Annotated in this window: 28 protein-coding genes and 3 pseudogenes; 16 read left to right on the forward strand and 15 right to left on the reverse strand. The window is 63.0% G+C overall.

Annotation, left to right across the window (positions count from 1 at the left end; all coding sequences use genetic code 11):
- Positions 1-94: 94 nt before the first annotated feature.
- The 6 genes and pseudogenes from DTQ71_RS24495 to DTQ71_RS22020 form a co-directional block, all read right to left on the reverse strand.
- A pseudogene (locus DTQ71_RS24495) lies at positions 95-327 on the reverse strand (hypothetical protein); the annotation flags it as partial.
- Positions 328-341: 14 nt separating this feature from the next.
- Positions 342-608 (reverse strand): recombinase family protein, encoded by a 267-nt coding sequence (locus DTQ71_RS24725; RefSeq protein WP_109566441.1) that lies wholly within the window; start codon positions 606-608, stop codon positions 342-344.
- Positions 607-916 (reverse strand): annotated as a pseudogene (locus tag DTQ71_RS22005) (IS110 family transposase); the annotation flags it as partial. The gene DTQ71_RS24725 and the pseudogene DTQ71_RS22005, both read right to left, overlap by 2 nt.
- Before the next feature lie 150 nt (positions 917-1,066).
- The gene (locus DTQ71_RS22010; RefSeq protein WP_109566442.1) at positions 1,067-1,375 is read right to left on the reverse strand and encodes a type II toxin-antitoxin system RelE/ParE family toxin; all 309 of its coding nucleotides are present in this window, start codon (positions 1,373-1,375) and stop codon (positions 1,067-1,069) included.
- 4 nt (positions 1,376-1,379) lie between these two features.
- A complete protein-coding gene (locus tag DTQ71_RS22015; protein ID WP_109566443.1) occupies positions 1,380-1,634 on the reverse strand; it encodes a ribbon-helix-helix domain-containing protein in 255 nt (84 codons plus the stop codon).
- 83 nt (positions 1,635-1,717) lie between these two features.
- Positions 1,718-2,041, reverse strand: coding sequence for a hypothetical protein (locus DTQ71_RS22020; protein WP_109566444.1), 324 nt, complete (start codon positions 2,039-2,041; stop codon positions 1,718-1,720).
- Positions 2,042-2,146: 105 nt separating this feature from the next.
- On the opposite strand from DTQ71_RS22020, the gene DTQ71_RS22025 reads away from it, so the two are divergent.
- The 4 genes from DTQ71_RS22025 to DTQ71_RS22040 are packed head-to-tail and all read left to right on the forward strand — an operon-like array spanning position 2,147 to position 5,756.
- On the forward strand, positions 2,147-2,347 hold the full coding sequence (locus tag DTQ71_RS22025) for a hypothetical protein (RefSeq protein WP_245947697.1): 201 nt from the start codon (positions 2,147-2,149) through the stop codon (positions 2,345-2,347).
- Between the two features lie 15 nt (positions 2,348-2,362).
- Positions 2,363-3,934, forward strand: coding sequence for a recombinase family protein (locus tag DTQ71_RS22030; RefSeq protein WP_109566446.1), 1,572 nt, complete (start codon positions 2,363-2,365; stop codon positions 3,932-3,934).
- Positions 3,934-4,842: a plasmid partitioning protein RepB C-terminal domain-containing protein gene (locus tag DTQ71_RS22035; RefSeq protein WP_109566447.1), complete on the forward strand. Its 909-nt coding sequence runs from the start codon at positions 3,934-3,936 to the stop codon at positions 4,840-4,842. The genes DTQ71_RS22030 and DTQ71_RS22035 overlap by 1 nt, the downstream gene beginning before the upstream one ends.
- Positions 4,839-5,756, forward strand: a complete 918-nt coding sequence (locus DTQ71_RS22040; protein WP_109566448.1) for a plasmid partitioning protein RepB C-terminal domain-containing protein — start codon at positions 4,839-4,841, stop codon at positions 5,754-5,756. Before DTQ71_RS22035 ends, DTQ71_RS22040 begins: the two co-directional genes overlap by 4 nt.
- A gap of 327 nt (positions 5,757-6,083) precedes the next feature.
- Here the strand turns inward: DTQ71_RS22040 and DTQ71_RS22045 are convergent, their stop codons facing one another.
- The 8 genes from DTQ71_RS22045 to DTQ71_RS22080 form a co-directional block, all read right to left on the reverse strand.
- Positions 6,084-6,950, reverse strand: a complete 867-nt coding sequence (locus DTQ71_RS22045; RefSeq protein ID WP_109566449.1) for a transglutaminase family protein — start codon at positions 6,948-6,950, stop codon at positions 6,084-6,086.
- A gap of 221 nt (positions 6,951-7,171) precedes the next feature.
- A complete protein-coding gene (locus DTQ71_RS22050; protein ID WP_109566450.1) occupies positions 7,172-7,480 on the reverse strand; it encodes a hypothetical protein in 309 nt (102 codons plus the stop codon).
- A gap of 55 nt (positions 7,481-7,535) precedes the next feature.
- Positions 7,536-8,027 (reverse strand): hypothetical protein, encoded by a 492-nt coding sequence (locus DTQ71_RS22055; protein WP_174900367.1) that lies wholly within the window; start codon positions 8,025-8,027, stop codon positions 7,536-7,538.
- Positions 8,028-8,145: 118 nt separating this feature from the next.
- Complete coding sequence (locus tag DTQ71_RS22060) at positions 8,146-8,988, reverse strand: transglutaminase-like domain-containing protein (protein ID WP_170125546.1); 843 nt, start codon at positions 8,986-8,988, stop codon at positions 8,146-8,148.
- Between the two features lie 34 nt (positions 8,989-9,022).
- Positions 9,023-10,027, reverse strand: coding sequence for a hypothetical protein (locus DTQ71_RS22065; RefSeq protein WP_170125545.1), 1,005 nt, complete (start codon positions 10,025-10,027; stop codon positions 9,023-9,025).
- Positions 10,024-10,497: a hypothetical protein gene (locus DTQ71_RS22070; protein WP_245947699.1), complete on the reverse strand. Its 474-nt coding sequence runs from the start codon at positions 10,495-10,497 to the stop codon at positions 10,024-10,026. The genes DTQ71_RS22065 and DTQ71_RS22070 overlap by 4 nt, the downstream gene beginning before the upstream one ends.
- On the reverse strand, positions 10,494-10,880 hold the full coding sequence (locus tag DTQ71_RS22075) for a hypothetical protein (RefSeq protein WP_109566453.1): 387 nt from the start codon (positions 10,878-10,880) through the stop codon (positions 10,494-10,496). Before DTQ71_RS22075 ends, DTQ71_RS22070 begins: the two co-directional genes overlap by 4 nt.
- Positions 10,877-11,191 carry a hypothetical protein gene (locus DTQ71_RS22080; RefSeq protein WP_245947700.1) on the reverse strand — a complete coding sequence of 105 codons (315 nt, stop codon included), beginning with the start codon at positions 11,189-11,191 and terminating at the stop codon, positions 10,877-10,879. The genes DTQ71_RS22075 and DTQ71_RS22080 overlap by 4 nt, the downstream gene beginning before the upstream one ends.
- 272 nt (positions 11,192-11,463) lie before the next feature.
- On the opposite strand from DTQ71_RS22080, the gene DTQ71_RS22085 reads away from it, so the two are divergent.
- The 3 genes from DTQ71_RS22085 (at position 11,464) to DTQ71_RS22095 (ending at position 12,699) form a co-directional block, all read left to right on the forward strand.
- On the forward strand, positions 11,464-11,889 hold the full coding sequence (locus tag DTQ71_RS22085) for a hypothetical protein (protein WP_109566454.1): 426 nt from the start codon (positions 11,464-11,466) through the stop codon (positions 11,887-11,889).
- Complete coding sequence (locus tag DTQ71_RS22090) at positions 11,886-12,299, forward strand: hypothetical protein (RefSeq protein ID WP_245947701.1); 414 nt, start codon at positions 11,886-11,888, stop codon at positions 12,297-12,299. The genes DTQ71_RS22085 and DTQ71_RS22090 overlap by 4 nt, the downstream gene beginning before the upstream one ends.
- Positions 12,300-12,510: 211 nt before the next feature.
- Complete coding sequence (locus DTQ71_RS22095; protein ID WP_109566455.1) at positions 12,511-12,699, forward strand: hypothetical protein; 189 nt, start codon at positions 12,511-12,513, stop codon at positions 12,697-12,699.
- A gap of 56 nt (positions 12,700-12,755) precedes the next feature.
- Here DTQ71_RS22095 and DTQ71_RS22100 read toward each other — a convergent pair whose 3' ends face one another.
- Complete coding sequence (locus DTQ71_RS22100; protein ID WP_109566456.1) at positions 12,756-13,490, reverse strand: Crp/Fnr family transcriptional regulator; 735 nt, start codon at positions 13,488-13,490, stop codon at positions 12,756-12,758.
- Positions 13,491-13,640: 150 nt separating this feature from the next.
- On the opposite strand from DTQ71_RS22100, the gene DTQ71_RS22105 reads away from it, so the two are divergent.
- The 9 genes and pseudogenes from DTQ71_RS22105 (at position 13,641) to DTQ71_RS22140 (ending at position 21,770) form a co-directional block, all read left to right on the forward strand.
- Positions 13,641-13,877 carry a hypothetical protein gene (locus DTQ71_RS22105; RefSeq protein ID WP_109566457.1) on the forward strand — a complete coding sequence of 79 codons (237 nt, stop codon included), beginning with the start codon at positions 13,641-13,643 and terminating at the stop codon, positions 13,875-13,877.
- Positions 13,878-14,010: 133 nt separating this feature from the next.
- Complete coding sequence (locus DTQ71_RS22110; protein WP_062563235.1) at positions 14,011-14,298, forward strand: co-chaperone GroES; 288 nt, start codon at positions 14,011-14,013, stop codon at positions 14,296-14,298.
- 44 nt (positions 14,299-14,342) lie between these two features.
- Entirely contained in the window at positions 14,343-15,971 is a 1,629-nt protein-coding gene (groL, locus tag DTQ71_RS22115) for a chaperonin GroEL (RefSeq protein WP_109566458.1), read from the forward strand.
- Between the two features lie 106 nt (positions 15,972-16,077).
- The gene (locus DTQ71_RS24730; RefSeq protein WP_263720905.1) at positions 16,078-16,212 is read left to right on the forward strand and encodes a hypothetical protein; all 135 of its coding nucleotides are present in this window, start codon (positions 16,078-16,080) and stop codon (positions 16,210-16,212) included.
- 287 nt (positions 16,213-16,499) lie between these two features.
- Positions 16,500-17,810 (forward strand): Na+/H+ antiporter NhaA, encoded by a 1,311-nt coding sequence (gene nhaA, locus DTQ71_RS22125; RefSeq protein WP_109566459.1) that lies wholly within the window; start codon positions 16,500-16,502, stop codon positions 17,808-17,810.
- A gap of 395 nt (positions 17,811-18,205) precedes the next feature.
- Positions 18,206-18,331, forward strand: a complete 126-nt coding sequence (locus DTQ71_RS24735; protein ID WP_281271267.1) for a hypothetical protein — start codon at positions 18,206-18,208, stop codon at positions 18,329-18,331.
- Between the two features lie 16 nt (positions 18,332-18,347).
- A complete protein-coding gene (locus tag DTQ71_RS22130) occupies positions 18,348-18,734 on the forward strand; it encodes a DUF302 domain-containing protein (protein WP_109566460.1) in 387 nt (128 codons plus the stop codon).
- Position 18,735: 1 nt separating this feature from the next.
- On the forward strand, positions 18,736-19,431 hold the full coding sequence (locus tag DTQ71_RS22135; RefSeq protein WP_109566461.1) for a TVP38/TMEM64 family protein: 696 nt from the start codon (positions 18,736-18,738) through the stop codon (positions 19,429-19,431).
- A gap of 56 nt (positions 19,432-19,487) precedes the next feature.
- Positions 19,488-21,770, forward strand: a pseudogene (locus tag DTQ71_RS22140) (heavy metal translocating P-type ATPase).
- Positions 21,771-21,857 lie beyond the last annotated feature (87 nt).

The raw sequence follows: 21,857 nt of genomic DNA on the forward strand, positions 1-21,857 counted from the left end.
GGGATTATGATGGTCGGGCTCGATCTGGCGAGGAATGTGTTTCTGCTGCACTGGACGGACGTGTCCGGTACTCGAGGCGCTGGCGGGGGTTCTGTCAAACGAGTCCAAATCGGTCTGAGCATGGACATGACGCTCTGCTGCATGTCGCGCAGGGCCCGCGCCACTCGATGAGAGCGGCGGTTCGGTAAGCCTTGAAAAGGGATCTGCTCGAGAGACTGCGCTCCTCGTTGAAATGGTTCGAGACAGAGGCGTGGAGGGCGGCGAAGTGACGAAGACTTCGCATGCGCCGAAGCGGAGCATCGCTCGCTGGCGTCGTCGGACGGGAAGTATGCATGAATTTCTCACCCGACCCCATTAATCCTTCGGAGGAGGTTCCGGACGGTCGAGACGTGCCATCTGCCTCCGCGCCTTGTCTGGATTCCTGAAGCGTTGAGTTGCCCCGCGAGCGCATGGAGCGCGAGGTGGCCCTCCGCTTGCAACGAACGGACGATGGGCGCCAGCGCCGCGGCGTGGGCATCGGCGTTGGTCCTGACTGCCGCCCTGAGCGCCCTGCCGCCTTTTCCAGCGCGCCTCAGGGCTTCGGCCCCGTTCGGGTTGCCGAGCTTCACGCCGCGGGCTTTCGCGGTTGGCCTCCGCGTCGGCCGCGTCGTTCTTCTGCCGCTTGATGAACGGCTTGACGTAGTGCGGTGCGATCAGTCGGGCCTCATGACCCTGCCGCGTCATCTGTCGCGCCCAAGTGATGCGCGCTGGCGCAGGCTTCCATCGCCACGCAGCGCGGCGGCTGTTCCGCCATGAAACGGATGAACTGCGGCCGTGACAGCTTTTTCCGGAACAGCACCGATCCGTCCGCCGCCGCACCGTGCACCTGGAACGCGTTCTTTGCGAGATCGACGCCGATGATGGTAACCTCTCCCATGGATGCCCTCTCCTTCAGCTTGTGCGTTGACACCGCAAGCTTGGCACATCGCGATGCCGTCAGGAGAGAGCGACATCCACCCCATCTCCAAGTCTGCCCCGCCGGCAGCAGCACTGGCATTGTCCAGAAAATTCACATCTGGACAGAGGCTTACCAAAAATCCCCCTTGAAGCGATCCATCTGATGCATCCGCTCGTGAAGGATCGTGACGATACCGATGTCGCCATTTGAGAGCCGTCGCCAGTACACGAAATGCCGCTCGTAGCGGAAGAAGTACCCTTCCACTCCGAACTCGGCCGGCACGGGCCTCGACGTGACGCCGCGTGTATCGATCTGCTCGAAGGCGGCGAACAGACCGGTGACGTAGATCTCGGCTTGCGCCTCGCCCCAGCGGTCGCGGGTGTATCGGTAGATCTCGTCGAGGCGCAGTGAGGTCGCCTCCTGGACCCGGATCGCCATGGGCTCAGGTCCGGTTCCGGGCGATCACCTCAGCAGCGGTCAGCGGCTTGTAGCTGTCCTCGGGCGCGGCGAAGGCACGATTCAGTTCGGCCTTCAGACGATCGAACGCTTCGCGCTCCGCACGTTCCTTGTCGCGACGGATCAGAGCGCGGATATACTCGCTCACGTTCTCGTAGGCGCCGTCCTCGCCGACATTGGTCGCAACGAACTCGCTGAGGGCGCCGCTCACGCGGACGGTCATGGTGATGGTGCGAGGCATGGCGCTCTCCCTGCTCCGTGTGTATTCAAGATAACCAAAATCGAACACGAGACAAGGGTAGCGAGGCCGCTCGACACCTCCCCCTATCGGCGCTCCCGGTCCTCGGCCTTCTCCACGATCAACCGGTCTGCCAACGCGAGCAGCGCGATCAGCACGGCATCGGAATGACGCGCGAGCGACACGAGGTGATCGCCGCTCGGCCCCCGCTCGCCCGCAAACCAGTATTTCACGGTCCGCTCGCTGGCGTCTGTCCACCGCATGGCGGACTTGATCGCCCGGTGGGTCGATCCGAGCTCGGCGTGCAATGCCATGGCCATGGCGGCGCGATAGTCGCCGGGGATCTTATCGAGGTGCACAACTGTGCCCTTCTTCGGCACAACTGTGCCCATCTTCACGCGCATCTTCATGTCTCTTTCCGCTAAATCTTTGGAGAGCCATGAAAACGGCAGAATCCATCTGTTTCCGCGGCGGTCCTGTTTGGCCGCCTGTGGGAACGGACCATTCACTTGAAGATGGCCGATATGAACCGCGAAACGGGACCGCAGATTATCGAGCGCGTGGGCGCCCGCGCGCCGCAGGCGATCCGCCACTGCGCCGGGCACGGAAAGGAATTGCCCTTTTCTGGAAACGACTTTCCGGCGCTCGCATGCTCCAATGGTCGCGGCAGCATGCACAACCGTCCGGACCGTCCCGACCGGATTGCTGCGACGTGAACCGGAGCCGGGCAGATGCGAGGGCGTGAGGCAAGCAGGGAGACTGGCGCCAGCCAATCAGAGCCCGACGTGCCCGCCGTCGCATACGTACGGATGTCGACCGATCACCAGAAGTATTCGACCGAGAACCAGCTGGACGTCATCCGCAGCTATGCCGCCGCCCGCGGCCTGCAGATCCTGAGCGTTTTCGAGGACTCTGGGCGCTCCGGCCTGCGGCTCGATGGCCGGGAGGCGTTGCAGAGCCTGATGGCCGAGGTTCAATCCGGCCAGGCCGACTTCAAGGCCATTCTCGTCTATGACGTCAGCCGCTGGGGTCGATTTCAGGACGCCGACGAGGGCGCCTATCATGAGCACGTCTGCTCCCGCGCTGGCATCCGGGTCCATTACTGCGGCGAGCAGTTCGAGAACGACGGCAGCATCGGCTCGAACCTCCTGAAGACCGTGAAGCGCGTGATGGCCGGCGAGTACAGCCGCGAGTTGTCGGTGAAGGTCTTTGCCGGGCAGTGCCGGCTCGTCGAACTGGGCTATCGCCAGGGCGGCGCGGCCGGATACGGGCTGCGGCGGGTGCTGATCGATGAGCACGGCAACCCCAAGGGCGAACTGTCCCGTGGCGAGCAGAAGAGCCTTCAGACCGACCGCGTGATCCTCGTCCCCGGCCCAGAGGAGGAACAGCGGGTCGTCCAGCGCATGTACGAGATGTTCGTGAACGAGGGGCGTGCCGAGCGCGAGATTGCGGAGCTCCTGAACGCCGAAGGACATCGCACCGATCTCGGCAGGATGTGGACTCGGGCAACCGTCCATCAGGTGCTGACCAACGAAAAATACATCGGAAACAATGTCTTCAACAAGGTGTCGTTCAAGCTGAAGCAGCGCCGCGTTGTGAACCCGCGGGAGATGTGGATCCGGGCCGAGGGTGCGTATCCCGCCATCGTCGATCAGGCGCTGTTCCTGCGTGCGCGGGAAATCGTGGATGCCCGTAGCCGCCATTTCTCCGACGAGGAACTTCTCGATGCCTTGCGCGCGGTCCTCAAGCGGCAAGGCATGCTGTCGGGCCTGATCATCGACGAGGAGGACGACCTGCCGTCCTCCAGTGCCTATCGCAGCCGCTTCGGCAGCCTTCTGCGCGCCTACCGTCTGATCGGCTACGAGCCGGACCGCGACTACAGCTACATCGAGATCAACCGGGCGCTGCGGCAGGCGCATCCGCAGGTGGTGGCCGAGATCATCGCCGGGGTCACGCGGCACGGCGGGCGGGCTGTCCAGGACCCGGATACCGACCTTGTTCGCGTCAACGACGAGTTCACCGTGTCCATCGTGCTGGCCCGGTGCACGGCGACGGCGGCCGGGTCGCTGCGCTGGCGCATCCGCCTCGACACCGGCCTGGTGCCGGACGTCACCATCGCCGTGCGCATGGACGAGGTGAATGAGGCGCCGCGCGACTACTACGCGCTGCCCAGCATCGACATGACCTTTTGTAAACTGAAATTCGCCGAGCAGAACGGGCTCGCGCTTGATGCGTACCGGTTCGACACGCTCGATTTCTTCTACGCGCTCGCCTCGCGGGCCAGGATCGCGGAGGTGGCGTGATGCCCGACGACATGGAGCCGACCGGCCAGAAGAAGGTGACCCTGATCCCGACCGAACGGATCCGGGTTCTTAATCCCCGCGTCCGCAACCGGCGCACCTTCGAGGCGATGGTGGAGAACATCGCGCGCATCGGCCTGAAGCGGCCGATCACCGTGGCGCCGCGCGCCGGGACCGACCCGCAGGAATACGACCTTGTCTGTGGACAGGGACGCCTCGAGGCCTTCATCGAACTGAAGCAGGACCGCATTCCGGCCATCGTGATCGAGGCCGACGAAAGCGATTGCCTCGTCATGAGCCTCGTCGAAAACTGCGCGCGACGCCAACACAACCCCATCGACCTGATGCGCGAGATCGGCGCGCTCCGCCAGCGCGGCTACAACGACCGCCAGATCGGGGAGAAGATCGGCGTGTCCACTGAATACGTGAACATGATCGCCGGCCTGCTTGAGAAGGGCGAGGAACGCCTGGTCTCAGCCGTGGAAACCGGAGTCCTTCCGCTGAACCTTGCGATCCAGATCTCCAAGACCGACGCGAAGGGTGCGCAGAAGGCGCTGATGGACGCCTACACTCAGAAAAAGCTGCGCGGCCGGAAACTGACGCTTGTGCGCCGCCTGATCCAGCAGCGCGAGCTCCGCGGGCCCCAGATCAAGAGCAATGCGCTCGGGCGGAGGGTGGCGAAACGCGCACTGACAAGCGAGGGACTTGTCCGGGCCTATCAGCAGGAAGCGGCACGCCAGAAGCTACTGATCAAGAAGGCTGAACTCGCGCAGAGCCGGCTCATGTTCGTGCGCGAAGCCTTCCGTAAGCTATGCGCGGACGAGCACTTCATGACGCTGCTGCGGGCCGAGGGTCTGGAGACAATGCCCGCCGATCTCGCCCAGGCGGTCACCAGTGGACCCTCGTCATGAAACGGCGTGCGGACAAACGCCCGGCAAGCGTCAGTCACGGCTTCGAGGATGACTGTGTCACCCTGCCAATCGACGTGATCCTACCCCTGCGAACCCTCGGCAAGAGCGCGAAATCCAGCCGAAAATACCGGCAGATCGTCGCCTCCATCGCCCAGATCGGGATCGTCGAACCGCCAGTGGTTGTTCCGAACCCCGACAAATCGGCCACCTGGTTGCTGCTCGACGGGCATCTGCGGATCGAGGCCTTGAAGGATGACGGCGTGCAGGAAGTGGAATGCCTCGTGTCCACCGATGACGAGGCTTTCACCTACAATCGGCAGGTCAGCCGCCTCGCGCCGATCCAAGAACACAAGATGATCCGCAAGGCGATCGAGCGCGGCGTGCCCGAGGAGAAGATCGCGCTCGCCCTCGACCTCAACATGAGCAGCATCCGGCGCAAGGCGCGCCTGCTCGACGGTATCTGCGAAGAAGCCGTCGCGATCCTGAAAGACAAGCCCGCTACGGGCGCCGTGTTCGATGCGCTGCGCAAGATGAAGACCATGCGCCAGATCGAGGCGGCCGAACTGCTGGTCAACGCCAACAACTATTCCGTCGCCTACGTGAACGCGATCCTGGCTGGAACGCCGCAGGCCCAACTGGTCGAGTCCTCCAAGCCGAAGAAGGTCAAGGGCATCACGCCCGAGGCGATGGCGCGCATGGAACAGGAACTGGCCCGTCTGCAGGAGGGCATCGCCTCCATCCAGGACACCTACGGGCAGGATCACCTGCACCTGACCGTGATCAAGGGCTATGTCGGCAAGTTGCTCGGGAACGCCCGGGTCGTGCGCTATCTGGCGCAGAGCCATCCAGAATTCCTCGGCGAATTCCAGACCATCACCGAGATCACGCCGGCAGAGGCCGCCGAGGCCGAGTAGCGGACCGCTGGTGCACTATGGGGACCCGGACCCGATAAGCGCGGGGACCGCAGGAGACGCCGGACTGTGGGCCGGATCGAGCGCGGTGGTGGGGATGGCGGCGAACCCGCTCGGGGCCCACCAGGCTGGCTTGAGTTTTCGCTGGCCGCGCAGCCGCGCATGCGGCTGCGTTCCATTCGGGGCGTGTCGGAGGCCGGGTCACTCCGGCACGTCCAAACTTCATCGCGCATTCTTGTCGTTCTGACGACCGGCTCCACCACCATGACCTGTGGCAGCAGTTCCAAGGCCGTCCCCCCTGACCGGAGGAGGATGCGAGCTCCCACCTATTCATATCTCTCGGACATCGACTGTGACATTCATGGAAAGCAGATCGGTGGGTCTCCCGTGGAAACTGCCGGTCACCGGGGCAACCTGCTGGATCCTCCTCGCAACGGCGACGGGAACGAGGTTGTTGGAGCCAACCGATCTGTTGGTCGGATCGAACGGGATCCAGCCCGCTCCAGGAACGAAGACCTCGACCCAGGCGTGCGTGGAACCGGAATCATCCGATCCAATCTCGTTTCCCGAGGGATTGAACAGATATCCGGATACAAGCCTGGCCCCGAACCCCAGCGTTCGGGTCGCCTCGGCGAACAGCACGGCGAAGTCCCGGCACGATCCCCATCCCCTGTCGAGGGTCTCTAGCGGCCCCTGCGTGCCCTCCGTCTCGCGGCTCTGGTAGGAAATCCCGGCCGTGATGCCGTTGCTGATGTCTTTCAGCAGGGAGAGCGTATCCGTTGGCCGTGCCATGACAAACCGTTCGACCCAATTCGACAGCCGGCCGGTTTCGTCCGCATATTGCGGCATCGCCAGATCGCCGAGGTCGGTCCAATCGTCGGGTGAATACACGAATGGGTATGAGGCCGCGGCGGCGGCAATCGGAAAAACTGGCCAAACGGGGGCGCGCAGTTCCACGCGCGCGCGAGACCGGATCGAAAGCCTCGTCGTGTTGGCGTCGAACTGTGCCGTCGCAACCGCATTGCCGGCAACATCGTGTGACCAGTCGATGCGGGCTTCCGGAGTGATATCGAGGTCGAAGGACGTCAGGATGAGATCCCGGGTTTCCCGCGGACGGAGCATCAGTCTGTGCGGTCCGAGAGGGACCTCGGTGCGGTAATGATAAACGGTCGCGTGTGTAATCGTGACGGATGGCATCGGTCAGACCTATGAAGACCGACCGCCCGAGCGCCGTCGGCCCTGTCCGCTGCCCTCATGAATGGCCGAGCGCCAAGCGACCGTTCCCTTGCAACGGGAACATATCCTTTCGCCAAACCCCTCGCTCCAGAAGGTCGACTTGCACCTAAGGCACGCCCGCGCGGCAGCAACGTCGGCCGTCGCCTTGATTGTCCCGAAATCGATCTCCGCAGATTTTATCGTCATTTCCGCTCCTCACGTTTTCTCAATCGTTCCATGTCGCCAAGCGCACGCTTGATGAGTTTCTGAATGCGTTCGTCTCCAGCCTCGGGCGTCTTAGCGTAACGGTCGAGAAGGAACCGCCACTTTTTCAGGACTTCGGCCCATGTCCGTGCCGGCTCCGCCAGCATCTGATCTTCGAGGCTTTCAAGGTGCAGTTGCTGCGGGTGTGCAAGTGGTGGCTGCCCGTTCGCGGCGCGCCGTCGCATTTCCGACGCACGCCGTTCGGCCGCCGACCTGTGGCCGTCGAGATTGACCGGGTCGTCGATCATCGCTCAATCCCTCCGATCCCACGGTGGAAGGCGAACGATCCGCCCGACACGGCTGTCATTCTCCGATGCCGGGACGCGCGCTTCCAGAGCGAGGGCCGGAAACATCTGTACCTATCCCTCGACGGGGCGGTTTCGTCTTGGAGGGGGTGTCTTCCGCGGCCTGCCGTCTTTCGGACTGAGGCGCGTAGAGATCGCGGAGCTCGGCCTCGCTCCACCCGTCAGCCTGCATGACAAGGCGGATCATCGGATCGGCCAGCATCTCCTCGAGGAAGAAATCCGTCAGAGCCTTGCCGGTCAGCTTGTCCTTGGCAACCGCATGCTCCAGTTCGGCGAGCGGCACGGTGAGCGTTCGGCTGAGTCCGGGATGCGAGGCGCGCGGATGCAGCCGGACGAGCACGGACGACGTCCATGTGCCCGGTTCGATCCAGTCCACAGGTTCCGGCAGTTGGGTCTCGATCTCGTATTCGCCCGGCGGAAGGGTCTCGTTGAGGCTCGGAAGCTGGAACGGTCGCAGGAATACCGCAGTCGTCTTGATCAAAGTGGTCATCTCGGTTCTCCAGGACGATTGGTGACTTGGGATGCCATGACGGGGAACCGGCAGAGCGGCCGGCCTCGCGAGCCGACGACGAAGGAACACACCCGTCCCGCGATGGGACGCTACCGGTTCAATTCCGAGACACAGGCACCGTCTCGGCGGGGTCATGTCTTGCGTCCCACGTCCAGACGTCGAACTGCGTCAGGGTACTCGGCCCGAAGGTCTGGGTCAGCGGCACATCGGCTGCGTCCCGGCCTCGGGCGATCAGGATCCGTCCCATGCGCCTCGAGTTGTTGCGCGGATCGAAAACCCACCAGCGGCCGTCGAGCCAGACCTCCATCCAGGCCGCGAAATCGTCGGGGGCGTGCGGCTCGGGTTCGCCGAATTCGCTCAGATAGCCGGTGCAATAGCGGGCGGGGATGTTCATGCAGCGGCACAAGGCGATCGCGAGATGGGCGAAGTCCCGGCAGACACCCTTCCGTCCGGCCAGCGTTTCGGACGCGGTGCGCGTTGCGCTGGCCTCCATGTAGTCGAATGAGACCGCGGAGTGCACGAAATCGCAGATCGCCTGCACCCGCGCCCATCCCGTCGGCGTATTCTCAAAAAGGCGCCACGCCTCTTCCGACAGAAGATCCGTGTCGCAGTAGCGACTGCCGAGAAGATAGACCAGCGTCTCGAAGGGCAGATCCTGGACAGCCGCTTGCGTGGCGTCAGGCGCGACCGGATCGGGCAGTCCGCAATCGCGGAAGATCCCGTCTGTGGACAACGCGAAATCGCCGGCGGGCGCAACCATCCGCGTGCACCAGTTTCCGAACCCGTCGCGATAGCTTTCGAGCGGCACACTAGGCGAGGTCACCAGATAATCGGCGCGCTCCAGGTCGCCGAAGCGCGAGTAGTGCACATTCAACATGGCGATGAGAGGCGTCGGTTGTGTCAGCCGGTACTTCAGCCGGCACCCGATCCGCATCCGGATGCCGGGGGCGCCGCCGTGGTCCGATCGTGGCGCTTTATCGTCCAAGAACGCACTCCCCATCCGCAAGTTGAAAGCCGCGATCGCAGCGCCATGGGTTTCCGGTTCGATCGAGATGCGCGTTTGCCGGAAGGTCGATCTCGACACAGGCGGTGTCCACCGCCTCAAATCCCCGATCACAGCGCCATCCCGGCCCGTAGGACGCCGTGTCCAGAAAGGCGTTCGCCGGAAGCGCGATGGGATCGCAACGGCCATCGATTTCAAAGAAGCCCCGTTCGCAAGCCCATTCGTCACCGTAGTCCGTATTGGTGAGATAGCCGTTCTCGGGGACCGCAATCGGAACGCAGGCGCCGGAACTGGCCGTGAAACCGCGTTCGCAGGCCCAACCGGAGCCTGAGGTATCGTCGGTAAGATAGGCGTTGTCTGGCAGGACGATTGGAACGCAGGCCTCGCGATCTTGCCGGTACCCGCGATCGCACTGCCAGTCATAGCCGGAGGATCGCAGGAACGCATTGTCGGGCACCGGGATCGCTGCGCAGGAGATCCCTCCCGCTTCCTCGTACCCGCGCCGACACGCCCAGCCCGAATCGTAGGACCGGCCGGTTGCATAGGCATTTTCCGGGATGTCGATGGCGACACACTCATCACCGTTCACCCGGTATCCGAGCGCGCAGTTCCAACCGCCGCCATAATTTCGTGCCTCCGCATTCTCGGGCATCGGTCCGTTGCCGTCCTGCGCGAGGACGGGAAAGGCAACCGATGCAATCACACCGGCCAGGGCCGCCATTCGCACGCCCAGCTTTTCCCGTGGGTGTCTCGTCGGTTTCTCGTGGAGGTGCGACTGCTCCTCATTTGCGGACCGGAGCCCCTCCGCAACCGCGAGTGTCTTCGATGGCCCAAGCTTGAGCCTTCCGGTCAGCCGTCGGGTGGGGGTGGGCGGTGGCGGGGAGCCCTTGGACTTCGATTGCGATGGCATTCCTTCGTTCTCGGCCACCTGGATCGCGAATTCCTGCGGGCTTGTCGGATGAGTGCTCCCGGTCATCGGGGCGACAACTTGTGCAAGGCCGCAGCGGCAAGGGCGTGTTCCTTCTGGTGGTAGTCGCCGCGGAACTTGCCATCGACCTGCACCTCCCAGATGCCGTTTCTTTCGCGCACCTGAACCCCACTGCGCTGCGTCGGCCGGTTCATGGAAGAATCTTGTGCTCCTCTGCTTTTCGGCGGCACGGGTTTCATGTCGGTCATTTGCGCCTCCTTCGCCTTTGGCACGCGCGCTTCTCCGAGGAGCATCACGGCGCGAATGAATTCTTCCGCGTAATCATCCGTTTCACGGTGGTCATGTTCGTGCCGGGCCATACTCATCGGCTCGACGAACCGTTCTCTCAAATGATCGATGAACCGCGGCTCCGTCCGGGCCATGTAGGCGATCAGAGCTTGCAGGATCCGTTCATGAGCCAGCACACGCCGTTCGAGTTCGGTGGTCTCTGGGGATGCTATCGGCATGGCACGGTTCATCCTTCATCGACCGCGCTTTCCGGGCGCTCCGGCAACGCGTCAACATCAAGGGCTGCCAGGCAGGCCTGAGCGATATCCCGATTAGGGGCATCGTTTCCGGGCATCGTTGCCCAGCCGGCCGCCATTAGCGCATCGCGCCTCTGGAAGGTCGAGGCGGCTCGGATCGTTGCCAGCTTGTCCGCCCGCGACGGATCGGATCGTGCCATGTCGAGGCAGACCGGTACCATGGAGGCGACGACATCCTCTCGGGACATCGTCATCGCCCTCTCGTGCGCCGTGCCGCCGGTCACCCAGCCGCCCCAGGTAAAACCGACCACGCCGACGAAAACCGCGCCGATCACGGCACCATAGATGCCGGGTGTGAGCCATTCGGGAGTATTCATTTCAAGTCCTCCTGCGGGGCAAGCGCCGCATCGCTGTGATTGTTTTTCTCAGTCGCGCCCCGATCCCGGCTCAGCGCCTCTTTCAGGTCGCTGTCGGAAATCGCCCGTAACTCTGTCCGTCCCGCATGACCGCCCCTTCCGCGCACCGTCAGGTAGGTCGCCGTCCGGCGATACGCCTCGAAGCTGAGCCCTTGGAGAAGTTCTTCTTCGACGAGAACCTCGTAGTCGCCCGCGGGCAGATCGCCCGGGTATCCCGGCAAGGTGAACGGGTTCGAAAACGTCACCGTCGATCTGGTCGACCGCATGTTCATCTCTGGTCTCCGCGATGTTGGCAGATCCGTCGCTCACCACTGTTGACTGCCCCTTGGAGTGCGGGACGGACCAGTCGAACGATTGAGTGTCTTGTACCTCGGGATCGTTCGGCTGGCGCTGACGCATGTTAGTCCCGGGCACCGAACCGGCTGCGACCTTCCTGAGGGCAGTCGCCGGTACTGACCTGTGTAAGGGCGGCGAGACCGACCTGTGCGTATCCTTTGAGAAACGGGGGCGATCTGCGTTCCTGCAACCCTTGAAAGGATTGGCAATGGCCGACCCCAGTGTACTCAACCCGCACCCGCCCGAGTTCGATCAGTTTCTCCAAGCGTCGGTCGGCGCAGATCAAAACGGATATGCCGTGACGGTCCTCTCGACTCTCGCGCGGCTAGGCCTCGATCCATGGAGAGAAACCGCCGAACTGGTCACGCTGGGGCGCGACGCCGCACCGGCGCGATTGGGCGCACTGCTTGCTCGATTTCGGGACGTTCCTGCGCTCGCCAGCGATCACGGTAAGGTCGCACGAGACTTGAGCCAGCTGCTCCCCGAAGACCGAGCGTCAGGTGCCCCACAGCGCGCTGCCTCGACGGTGGTCGATGGCCGCCCGGGAACAAGCGGAGCGATCTGGGCGGTGATCGCGATCATGTTTGTGCTGTTTCAGATGTTCATCGTTGGCGGGTCGGGGTCAGGCGAATGACCGTTTCAATCGAGACCGCGAAGAGCCCGGCCCATACGGCACGCAAGTCCGGGACGCTATCGCCGCGCGAACAGGGCGTTCTCTGGAACATGGAGGAACTCTTCTGGACCAGTGGCGCCGACAACGCACGCGCGACGACAGCGACCAACGCCATCATGGTCTTCCCCTATCCTCCCGGCATCCTCCAGGGCGACCAGATCTGGCCCCATCTTCGGCAGAACACCGGCTGGCGGTCCGTCGTCATGGCCGAACGGCGCGTGATGCGGTGTCATGACATCGCCATTCTCACCTATCGCGTCTCGGCAGAAAAACCCGATGTGCCGATCTACAAGGCCCTCTGCGCCTCGACCTATCTCAACGATGAGGACACCTGGCTGAGGATTTCCCACCAGCAAACCGCGATGGTTTGACAAGCGCATGGGCAACCGACCTGCTGCAGGCGTCGGGGCTAACCTGCGTCAGTGCGGCAGGGCGCCGAACCCGTTTAGATGAGACGTGCCGCCGAGTATTAGGTGGTTCATTTTTCCGAGTACCCGAGAAGCGTGTGGGCGTGTCGATCTCCAAAGGACGGCATGTCGACACGCTTCTTATTCTCGGAGCGTCCAGGAAAGGACAAGCTCAATGACTCCCGAACAAATCAAGACCGCCGACAAGATGAAATCCGTCAAGGCCGCCTGCGTGAACGCCCCCGCCGGATCCAAAAAGGATGCGGCGATGAAGCATTACCATGCAGCCGAGAAGGCCCATACGGCGAAGAACGACGCCGAGACCAACAAGGAACTCGATGCGGCGACCCACGCCCTCGCGTGACTTCCGGCGTCTGAAGTGATCACCGGGGCCGCCTGCCGAGCAAGAGGGCGGCCCTCTCACTTCAGGAGCGGCCCGGTCTGGTCCAGATATGCCGGATCGAACTCGGCAAGGTCCACCAGTCCGCCATAGTCGTGAAACGTCACGCGGCCGTCCCGAAAGGTCACAAGGCCGTGCTCGCGCAGCTGCCGCAGGACGCGGTTCACGTGGACCGCGCTCAAGCCCAGCGTATCGGCGAGGTGGTATTGCGTCAGAGGGCAGTCGAAACCCTCCCTGCTGCCGACGCCGACCAGCGCAAGCCTCGATCCCAGTTCCAGCAGGAAATGCGCCATGCGGGCGTCCGCATCACGCCGACCGATCCCGACGAGATGCTCCACGACCATCGCCTCGTCACGCGACGCCGCCCAGAGGATGGCGGTCGCAAGACGCGGCGTCCGTGCGAAAGCATCGAGAAGATCGCTCGCCAGCACTTCGGCGGCCTCGATGTCGACGATAGGTTCGAAGCTGTGATCCGACGTGCGCAACAGGACGCTGCGCAGTCCCAGAAAATCCCCCGGCACCTGGAAATCCACGATCTGCCGCGTCCCGTCGGCCTGGAGCTTGTAGGAACAGACCCAACCCGACGACAGAATGTACGCGGCGTGAGCCGACTGGCCCTGATGCACCATGTCACGCCCCGCGACGAATGAGCGGCGACGCTGGTGCAGTCGCTCAAGCACGGCCAGCTCGACCTCCGACAGAGCGACGAAGGCCGAGAGCTTGCGGGTCAAGGGGCTGTGTTCGGCTGATGTCATGAAGGCTCCCGACGTGCCGTAACGCAGGTGTGGAAATCTCTCCGGACACTGCTTTGGATCAGTCCAGCATAGAGCACTTCCTGCGAGAAGTACGGATGTATCTGAAACTCGCCTTCCACGGGGATCACGATGCCAAGGAAGGGACGCCAGATGTCGACCACGAGCGAACATGCAGGTCAGGCCGCCCTGTCAATCTGCGAAGCGCTCCTGCTTGCCATGAACGATCTCGGATTGCTGCCGGAGCACGAGATCGTGGGGGTTCTTCGCGACGCCGCGGCGACCCATGAGAATGCCGTTGGCACCGAACTCGAAATGGAAAGGCACCGGGCCGTCGCCAAAATGATCAATTCGATCATCGCTGGCGGAAACTATGTTCGACGCCCGTGATGCAATAGCGCGGCGGTCTTGATCCGCAATCTCGAAGAATAGCCCCACCAGGTCGTCGCCGCCTTGCGCGCATCGAAGTCGGGCATTCGAACAAGGTACTTACGCCCGACAATCCTCGACAAGGAGCACGTCGATGTCATTCACTCCCCTCCACGACCGGGTCCTCGTTCGCCGCATTGAAGGCGACGAGACGACCAAGGGCGGCCTCATCATTCCAGATACCGCCAAGGAGAAGCCTCAAGAAGGCGAAGTTGTCTCCGTCGGTGCTGGGGGAAGGCGCGAGGACGGCGAACGCATCCCGATGGACGTCAAAGCCGGCGACCGGATCCTGTTCGGAAAATGGTCCGGCTCAGAGATCAAACTCGATGGCGAAGACCTACTGATCATGAAGGAGAGCGACATTCTCGGCGTGATCGCCTGAGCCCGAAATCTTTCACATCAAACCCAGCCTCAGGAACTCACACCATGTCCGCCAAGGAAGTTCGCTTCAGTACCGATGCCCGCGACCGAATGCTGAAAGGCATCAACACGCTGGCAAATGCCGTCAAGATCACCCTCGGCCCCAAGGGCCGAAACGTCATTCTCGATAAGTCCTGGGGTGCGCCGCGCATCACCAAGGACGGTGTGACCGTCGCCAAGGAGATCGAGCTTTCGGACCATTTCGAGAATATGGGCGCCCAGATGGTCAAGGAGGTCGCGCAGCGCACGAACGACGAGGCTGGCGACGGAACCACCACGGCAACCGTACTCGCCCATGCGATTGTTCGGGAAGGCATGAAGTCGGTTGCGGCTGGCATGAACCCGATGGATCTCAAGCGCGGAATCGACAAAGCCGTCGCTGCAGTCGTGGCCGAGATCAAGACTATATCCCGACCTGTGGGCGACAGCGACGAGATTGCCAAGGTCGGCGCCATTTCGGCCAATGGAGAAGTCGAGATCGGTCGGCAGATCGCCGACGCGATGGCCAAGGTCGGCAAGGAAGGCGTGATCACCGTCGAGGAAAACAAAGGGTTGGAGACCGAGACCGAAGTGGTCGAAGGCATGCAGTTCGACCGCGGCTATCTGAGCCCCTATTTCGTCACGAACGCTCAGAAAATGGTCGTCGAGTTGGATGACTGCGTCGTCCTGCTTCACGAAAGAAAGCTGACCTCTCTCATATCCATGGTGCCGTTGCTGGAGGCTGTGATTCAGGCCGAGAAGCAACTGCTGATCGTGGCCGAGGATATCGAGGGCGAGGCGCTGGCGACGCTGGTCGTCAACAAGCTGCGCGGCGGATTGAAGGTGGCGGCAGTCAAGGCACCGGGCTTCGGGGATCGCCGCAAGGCGATCATGGAAGACATCGCCGTGCTGACGGGCGGTCAGGTGATTTCCGTGGAAATGGGCACCAAGCTGGAGAATGTCACCATGGACATGCTCGGGTCCGCCAGAAAGGTCACAATCACCAAGGATGACACGACGATCATTGACGGTGCCGGAGCCAAGGACGCGATCGCGGCGCGCGTCACCCAGATCCGGGCGCAGATCGAGGAGACCACTTCGGACTACGACAAGGAGAAGCTGCAGGAACGGCTCGCCAAGCTTGCCGGCGGCATTGCCGTGATCCGGGTCGGCGGGGCAACTGAGATCGAGGTGAAGGAGCGCAAGGACCGCGTCGACGACGCGCTGAACGCCACCCGCGCTGCGGTTCAGGAAGGTGTCGTGCCCGGCGGCGGCGTGGCCCTGGTTCATGCCGGCAAGGTGCTGGCGACGCTGAAGGGCGAGAACGGCGATCAGGATGCCGGGATCAAGATCGTCCGCCGCGCGATCCAGGCACCATTGCGCCAGATTGCGGAAAATGCCGGGGTCGACGGATCGGTCGTTGTTGGCAAGGTCATCGAGAACGACAGCCGGAGCTTCGGTTTCGACGCGCAAGCCGAGAAGTACGTCGACATGCTGAAGGCCGGCGTTATCGATCCGACGAAAGTCGTTCGGGTCGCCCTGGAAAATGCCGCGTCCATTGCCGGGCTATTGATCACGACTGAGGCGATGGTCGCGCAAAAGCCCAAGGAGGCTGCTGCCGGTAGCGAAATGTCCGACATGGGTGGGATGATGTGAATGTACGCGGCCTTTCACCAGGAGTCTCGGAACGAGAAACCACATTCCTGAAGGATGTGAACGCCAGTCTTTTCAGAAGAACAGTCCATAATCAGGAGAAACGGAAATGACCAAAGGCAACAAGCAACGCGGCAACCGTGAAGCGAAGAAGCCCAAGAAGGTGAAGGAAAAAGTCGTTGCGACAGCCGACTTCACGAAGGGCAAGACCTTGACCAATCTCGGCGAGCACAAGAAGAAATAGGTAGAGGGCCAAGTGATTGGCTATCATTGAATATTGGCTATCACTGAATACGGAGCCTGATGGCGGCGGGAGACGACGCGCATAACACTTTGGCAGAGCTTCCGCTGCGCAAGGCTGCACCTTTGGGACGAGACGCACCGGAGATTTCTTTCATTCGCTGGAGCGCGGACGTTTGCCGCCTGAGCCGTACGCGACGCGGCTGAGGCGCCGGCAACTGCTTCTCGTGGTCAACGCATCCGCGTTGCGATGGCACAACCTATCACGACCCGCTAAGGTATGCTTGACCCGTGATAGATTCTCATCAAGGCCTGCCCCATGAGGCCGCCGACAGCATAACGAAACCATTCGCACGCTTCCTGAAGATCGAAGCGGCAGCTGGTGGGCTCCTGATCCTGGCTGTTCTGCTGGCTTTGGGGCTGGCCAACTCGCCGTGGCAAGAAGGCTTTCTTCGTTTCTGGGAGACCCCCATAGGTCTCACATTCGGCTCGTTGGATTTCATCCGCTCTCTGCGGCACTGGATCAACGACGGTCTGATGACCGTTTTCTTCTTCGTGCTTTCTCTGGAACTCAAGCGCGAATTGGTGCTGGGCGAATTGCGAAACCCTCGACAGGCCGCCCTGCCCTTCGCAGGCGCCTTGGGTGGCATGGTCGTTCCGGTCTCTCTATATCTTGTGCTGATGTCCGGCCAGCCCGGTATGCACGGCTGGGGGACCGTGATGGCAACCGATACGGCCTTCGTGATCGGGTGCCTAGCGCTCTTCGGAAGCCGGATCCCGCCCACCTTGCGATTGTTCCTGCTTTCTCTGGCGATCTTTGACGACGTCGGTGCAATCCTCGTGGTCGCCTTCGGTTACGGTGAGGCGTTGAACTGGTCGGCTCTCGGATTGGGCTTTCTGGGGATCTGTATCGTCGCGGGCGCGTCGCGCCTAGGGATCAGAAGTGTACCAGTCTATTTCCTTCTGGGAGCGGCAGTCTGGTTATGCTTCGATGCTTCCGGCGTCCACGCGACCATTGCAGGTGTCATTCTGGGCCTGATGACGCCAACGCGCAAATGGGTGAGCGGTGCCCGCCTGCGTGCAATCCTTGGGCGAGTACTCGCCGTTCCGACCGGCGAACGTCGACAAGGAGATGCCGCACGCCAACGCGACCTGCGTCATGCCGGCAGAGCGGTCACTGAGTCGCTCTCACCAGTCGAACGGCTCGAGATGATGCTGCACCCCTGGGTCGGCTTTGCAATCATGCCGATCTTCGCACTGACAAATGCCGGCATCACGATTCAGGGTGTCGATTTCGTACAACCGGTCTCGCTTGCGATCATTGTCGGCCTCGTGTTGGGGAAACCGATCGGCGTCTTCGGGTTCAGCTGGATTGCTGTCCGATCCGGCCAGGCGCTACTCGCGCCGGGCTTGTCGTGGCCTTTCATTCTGGCCGGGTCGTTTCTAACGGGGATCGGTTTCACGATGTCGTTGTTCATCGCAGGCCTCGCATTCGACAGTTCTGCCCTCAATGCGGCAAAGTTGGGTATTCTCGGCGGATCGGCGCTCTCGGCGATACTCGGCATCTCGCTTCTGATTTGGTTCACATTGCGAATGAGGTGACGAAAACACATAGCCGGTGCGCTGCGCGACCTCGTTCATGTACCGTTACTGTCCATCGTCGATGTCGACGCCGATCAGTTCTGAGATGCTTTGCTGCCCAATGTTGCTGCAACAGCCGACGACGCAGCGCAACGTGCAGCAACTGCCCGTAAGGAAGGGACCACGAATTGGAACGACACGGGAACCGGTATGGGCCTTGGCTGGCTCCGCGGCCTGCTGAACCTCGTACTGGTGGTCTTGGCCATAGAGGCACCGATCAAACTTCTTCGACAATAGGCGGAAGCCGGAAAGGGCGCCCCGCCGTCCAGACACCGACCCTATGCTATACTGCGCATGCAGTAGTGAGGCCTATTTATTAGGCGCCCCTTAGGGGTGCAACCTAGGAGGACGAGAAGATGAGTTGGAACGACATGGGCTTCGGAATGGGTTTCGGGATGGGGTTTGGCTGGCTGTTCAGCCTGTTGATCCTTGTGCTGGTGGTTTTGGCCATAGCGGCGCTGATCAAATATCTTCGGAAATAGGAAGAAGGACTTCGCAATGACCTACACAATCAATCGCATGATCCCCGACACCGGGATCGACGACGTCGACGCGCGCGCGCGAAAGGCGCTTGCCGACCACGGCTTCGGCGTCCTGACCGAGATCGACGTCAAGGCGACGATGAAGAAGAAGCTCGATGTCGAGATGCCCGCCTATCGCATCCTCGGCGCCTGCAACCCGAAGATGGCGCATCAGGCCATCGGGATCGAACCGCGCGTGGGTGCGATGCTGCCCTGCAACGTCATCCTGCGCGAGGTGGGGGGCGGCGTGGAAGTCAGCGCCATCGATCCTGTGGCGTCGATGCAGGCGATCGAGAACGCCGAACTGACGGCCGTGGCGGGCGAAGTGCGCGACCTCCTGGCGAAGGCCGTCGCGGCGGTCTGAGATGAGCCCGCGCACCACCATTCTCGCGGGCCTTGCGATCCTCGGCATCGGACTGCTCGCTGTCTGGCAGTTCGCGCCTTCGGTATTCGCCGAGGCGCGGAGCCTTCTGGAGCCCGAGCGTCTGGAAATGCTGGTGGCGCGCGCGGGTCTCTGGGGGCCTGTCGTGATCGTCACGCTCATGACCCTCGCGGTCGTGGCCAGCCCGATCCCGAGCGCGCCCATCGCGCTGGCGGCGGGAGCGGCCTACGGGCATGTCTGGGGAACGGTGCAAGTCGTGATCGGCGCCGAACTCGGGGCGCTGATCGCCTTCGGTCTCGCGCGGGTGCTGGGGCATGATGTCTTGCGGCGGATCTTTGGTGACCGCGTCGATGCCGGGCTGCTCGGCTCGCAGACCGCGTTGACCGCGACAGTTTTCGCCAGCCGCCTGATGCCGTTCGTGTCTTTCGACATGATCAGCTACGCTGCGGGGCTCAGCCGCCTGCACGCCTGGCGGTTCGCCCTCGCCACGCTGGCCGGGATCATTCCGGCAAGCTTCCTGCTCGCGCATTTCGGAGGCGAGGCAGTCAGCGGAGACCTTGGCCGAGCGACCTGGGCAGTGCTCGGCCTCGGGCTCGTGACAGGCCTTCCGCTGCTTTGGGCCGCCATGCGGAGAACGCCTGAAGCTGGCGCTCGCGATCAACATCGAGAAGGGACTTGAGCTTCCAACAGCTGGTGGCCGCAAGCCGAAACGATAGACCGAAAGGCTGACAGACCGTGGAGCACGATCACCATCACACCACGCCCGACATCCCGGCTGGGACCGAGACGGCAAAGGACCCGGTCTGCGGGATGACGGTCGCAGTCAAGCCCGATGGGCGTCACGCCGAGTTCCAGGGAGAGCTCTTCCATTTCTGCTCTGAGAAGTGCCAGACGAAGTTCAAGGCGGATCCGTGGTTCTATGCCACGGGCCGCGCTGCCGGGCAGAAGAAGGCGGCCCCAGCCAAGGTCCAGTACACCTGCCCGATGCACCCCGAAATCGTGCGCGACGCGCCGGGATCCTGCCCGATCTGCGGCATGGCGCTGGAGCCGATGGTCCCCTCGGACGAGCCTAGCGAGGAACTGACTGACTTCACGCAGCGAATGTGGATCTCGGCTGCTGCCGCAGTGCCGCTCATCATCCTGACCATGGGCGAACTGGTCGCCCTGCCGGTGCGCGACTGGATCGGGCACCAGACCGCCAGCTATCTGGAGTTCCTGCTCGCGACACCGATCATCCTCTGAGCCGCCTTGCCGTTCTTCCGGCGGGGCTGGGACTCGATCGTGAACCGCAGCCCCAACATGTGGACGCTGATCAGCATCGGCGTGGCGGCGGCCTACCTCTACTCGATTGTCGCCACCTTCCTGCCCGGCGTCTTTCCGGAACAGTATCGGATGGGCCACGGCGTCGGCACCTACTTCGAAGCAGCGGTCGTGATCGTGGCGCTGGTTTTCGTGGGTCAGGTTCTCGAACTGCGGGCGCGCGAGCGCACCGGGGATGCGATCCGCGCGCTTTTGGATCTGGCGCCGAAGACCGCACGGCGCATCCTGCCGGACGGCACTGAGTATGACGCCCCGCTGGACAACATCATGGAGGGAGACCGGCTGCGCGTGCGCCCGGGCGACGCGGTCCCGGTCGACGGAACGGTGATCGAGGGCCGGTCTTCTCTAGACGAGAGTATGCTGACTGGTGGGTCGATGCCGGTCGAGAAGGGCCCCGGCGACGATGTGACCGGGGCCACGATCAACAAGAACGGCAGCTTGGTAATCGAGGCTGGCAAGGTTGGCGCGGATACGGTGCTCGCACAGATCGTGGCCATGGTGTCGAACGCGCGACGGTCCCGCGCTCCCATTCAGGGTCTGGCTGACCGGGTGTCGGCGGTCTTTGTGCCAATCGTCGTCGCCATCGCCATCGTCGCCTTCGTCGTCTGGCTGATCTTCGGCCCAGAACCCGCACTGGTCTTCGCCATAGCATCCGCCGTTTCCGTCCTTATCATTGCCTGCCCCTGCGCGCTTGGCCTTGCGACGCCGATCTCCATCACCACGGCAGCAGGGCGCGGCGCACAGGCGGGCGTCCTGATCAAGGACGCCGAGGCGCTGGAGCGCATGGCGGGTGTCGATACGCTCATTGTCGACAAGACCGGCACGCTAACCATGGGCAAGCCGAAGCTGACGGACGTTGTGGCGCTTGGCGACATCACCCAGACCGACCTTCTGTCGCTGGCCGCAGCGCTGGAGCGCGGTTCGGAACACCCGCTGGCTGGGGCGATCGTCGAGGGAGCCGAGGCGCAGGATGCGCCGCGTCAGAAGGCCACGGACTTCGACGCCGTCACCGGCAAGGGCGTGCAGGGCCGCGTCGGCGGGCGTGCGGTGGCGCTCGGCAACGCGGCGATGATGCGGGAGATGGACCTGGACACGGGCGCCGCCGAAGCGCACGCCGACAACCTGCGCGCCGAGGGCAAGACGGCGATGTTCGTCGCTCTTGACGGCGCGCTCGTCGGCATCGTGGCGGTCGCCGACCCGATCAAGAACAGCACCGCACAGGCCATCAGAGAACTCCACGCCCAGGGGGTGCGCGTGATCATGGCAACGGGCGACAACGAGCGCACGGCGCAGGCAGTGGCGGGCAAGCTGGGGATCGACGAGGTGCGCGCGGGCATCCTGCCCGAGGCGAAGAAGGACCTGCTCGACCAGCTGCGCCGCGATGGCCACAAGATCGCCATGGCGGGCGATGGGGTGAACGACGCGCCGGCGCTGGCCGCCGCCGATGTCGGCATCGCCATGGGCACCGGTGCGGATGTGGCGATGGAAAGTGCGGGGATCACCTTGCTGGGCGGCGACCTCATGGGGATCGTGCGGGCGCGCAAGCTGGCCCGCGCCACCCTGCGCAACATCAAGCAGAACCTGTTCTTCGCCTTCGCCTACAACGCCCTTGGCGTCCCCATCGCGGCCGGGCTGCTCTACCCTGTCACCGGACTTCTGCTCTCGCCGATGATCGCGGCGGCGGCGATGAGCCCGTGACCTGCCCCCACCGAGTGGTCCGATTTCAGTGTTAGTGCATGACGGGCCTCTGATCTATCGGGATGATGCTTTCCGGGGCTGGCGGGC

The sequence above is a fragment of the Jannaschia seohaensis genome (assembly GCF_900116765.1).
GTDB lineage: Bacteria > Pseudomonadota > Alphaproteobacteria > Rhodobacterales > Rhodobacteraceae > Jannaschia > Jannaschia seohaensis.

What these genes read in the sequence shown, in the direction of transcription:
- DTQ71_RS22070 (WP_245947699.1), bottom strand. Translation starts at nt 10,497, where the DNA reads ATGAACCGTGCCATGCCGATAGCATCCCCAGAGACCACCGAACTCGAA.
- DTQ71_RS22055 (WP_174900367.1), bottom strand. Translation starts at nt 8,027, where the DNA reads ATGACCACTTTGATCAAGACGACTGCGGTATTCCTGCGACCGTTCCAG.
- DTQ71_RS22065 (WP_170125545.1), bottom strand. Translation starts at nt 10,027, where the DNA reads ATGACCGGGAGCACTCATCCGACAAGCCCGCAGGAATTCGCGATCCAG.
- DTQ71_RS22130 (WP_109566460.1), top strand. Translation starts at nt 18,348, where the DNA reads ATGACCTACACAATCAATCGCATGATCCCCGACACCGGGATCGACGAC.
- DTQ71_RS24735 (WP_281271267.1), top strand. Translation starts at nt 18,206, where the DNA reads ATGAGTTGGAACGACATGGGCTTCGGAATGGGTTTCGGGATGGGGTTT.
- DTQ71_RS22075 (WP_109566453.1), bottom strand. Translation starts at nt 10,880, where the DNA reads ATGAATACTCCCGAATGGCTCACACCCGGCATCTATGGTGCCGTGATC.
- DTQ71_RS22035 (WP_109566447.1), top strand. Translation starts at nt 3,934, where the DNA reads ATGCCCGACGACATGGAGCCGACCGGCCAGAAGAAGGTGACCCTGATC.
- DTQ71_RS22110 (WP_062563235.1), top strand. Translation starts at nt 14,011, where the DNA reads ATGTCATTCACTCCCCTCCACGACCGGGTCCTCGTTCGCCGCATTGAA.
- groL (WP_109566458.1), top strand. Translation starts at nt 14,343, where the DNA reads ATGTCCGCCAAGGAAGTTCGCTTCAGTACCGATGCCCGCGACCGAATG.
- DTQ71_RS22015 (WP_109566443.1), bottom strand. Translation starts at nt 1,634, where the DNA reads ATGCCTCGCACCATCACCATGACCGTCCGCGTGAGCGGCGCCCTCAGC.
- DTQ71_RS22040 (WP_109566448.1), top strand. Translation starts at nt 4,839, where the DNA reads ATGAAACGGCGTGCGGACAAACGCCCGGCAAGCGTCAGTCACGGCTTC.
- DTQ71_RS22010 (WP_109566442.1), bottom strand. Translation starts at nt 1,375, where the DNA reads ATGGCGATCCGGGTCCAGGAGGCGACCTCACTGCGCCTCGACGAGATC.
- DTQ71_RS22095 (WP_109566455.1), top strand. Translation starts at nt 12,511, where the DNA reads ATGACTCCCGAACAAATCAAGACCGCCGACAAGATGAAATCCGTCAAG.
- DTQ71_RS22085 (WP_109566454.1), top strand. Translation starts at nt 11,464, where the DNA reads ATGGCCGACCCCAGTGTACTCAACCCGCACCCGCCCGAGTTCGATCAG.
- DTQ71_RS22080 (WP_245947700.1), bottom strand. Translation starts at nt 11,191, where the DNA reads ATGAACATGCGGTCGACCAGATCGACGGTGACGTTTTCGAACCCGTTC.
- DTQ71_RS22030 (WP_109566446.1), top strand. Translation starts at nt 2,363, where the DNA reads ATGCGAGGGCGTGAGGCAAGCAGGGAGACTGGCGCCAGCCAATCAGAG.
- DTQ71_RS22050 (WP_109566450.1), bottom strand. Translation starts at nt 7,480, where the DNA reads ATGATCGACGACCCGGTCAATCTCGACGGCCACAGGTCGGCGGCCGAA.
- DTQ71_RS24730 (WP_263720905.1), top strand. Translation starts at nt 16,078, where the DNA reads ATGACCAAAGGCAACAAGCAACGCGGCAACCGTGAAGCGAAGAAGCCC.
- DTQ71_RS22025 (WP_245947697.1), top strand. Translation starts at nt 2,147, where the DNA reads ATGGCCGATATGAACCGCGAAACGGGACCGCAGATTATCGAGCGCGTG.
- DTQ71_RS22105 (WP_109566457.1), top strand. Translation starts at nt 13,641, where the DNA reads ATGTCGACCACGAGCGAACATGCAGGTCAGGCCGCCCTGTCAATCTGC.
- DTQ71_RS22100 (WP_109566456.1), bottom strand. Translation starts at nt 13,490, where the DNA reads ATGACATCAGCCGAACACAGCCCCTTGACCCGCAAGCTCTCGGCCTTC.
- DTQ71_RS22020 (WP_109566444.1), bottom strand. Translation starts at nt 2,041, where the DNA reads ATGAAGATGCGCGTGAAGATGGGCACAGTTGTGCCGAAGAAGGGCACA.
- DTQ71_RS22090 (WP_245947701.1), top strand. Translation starts at nt 11,886, where the DNA reads ATGACCGTTTCAATCGAGACCGCGAAGAGCCCGGCCCATACGGCACGC.
- DTQ71_RS22045 (WP_109566449.1), bottom strand. Translation starts at nt 6,950, where the DNA reads ATGCCATCCGTCACGATTACACACGCGACCGTTTATCATTACCGCACC.
- DTQ71_RS22135 (WP_109566461.1), top strand. Translation starts at nt 18,736, where the DNA reads ATGAGCCCGCGCACCACCATTCTCGCGGGCCTTGCGATCCTCGGCATC.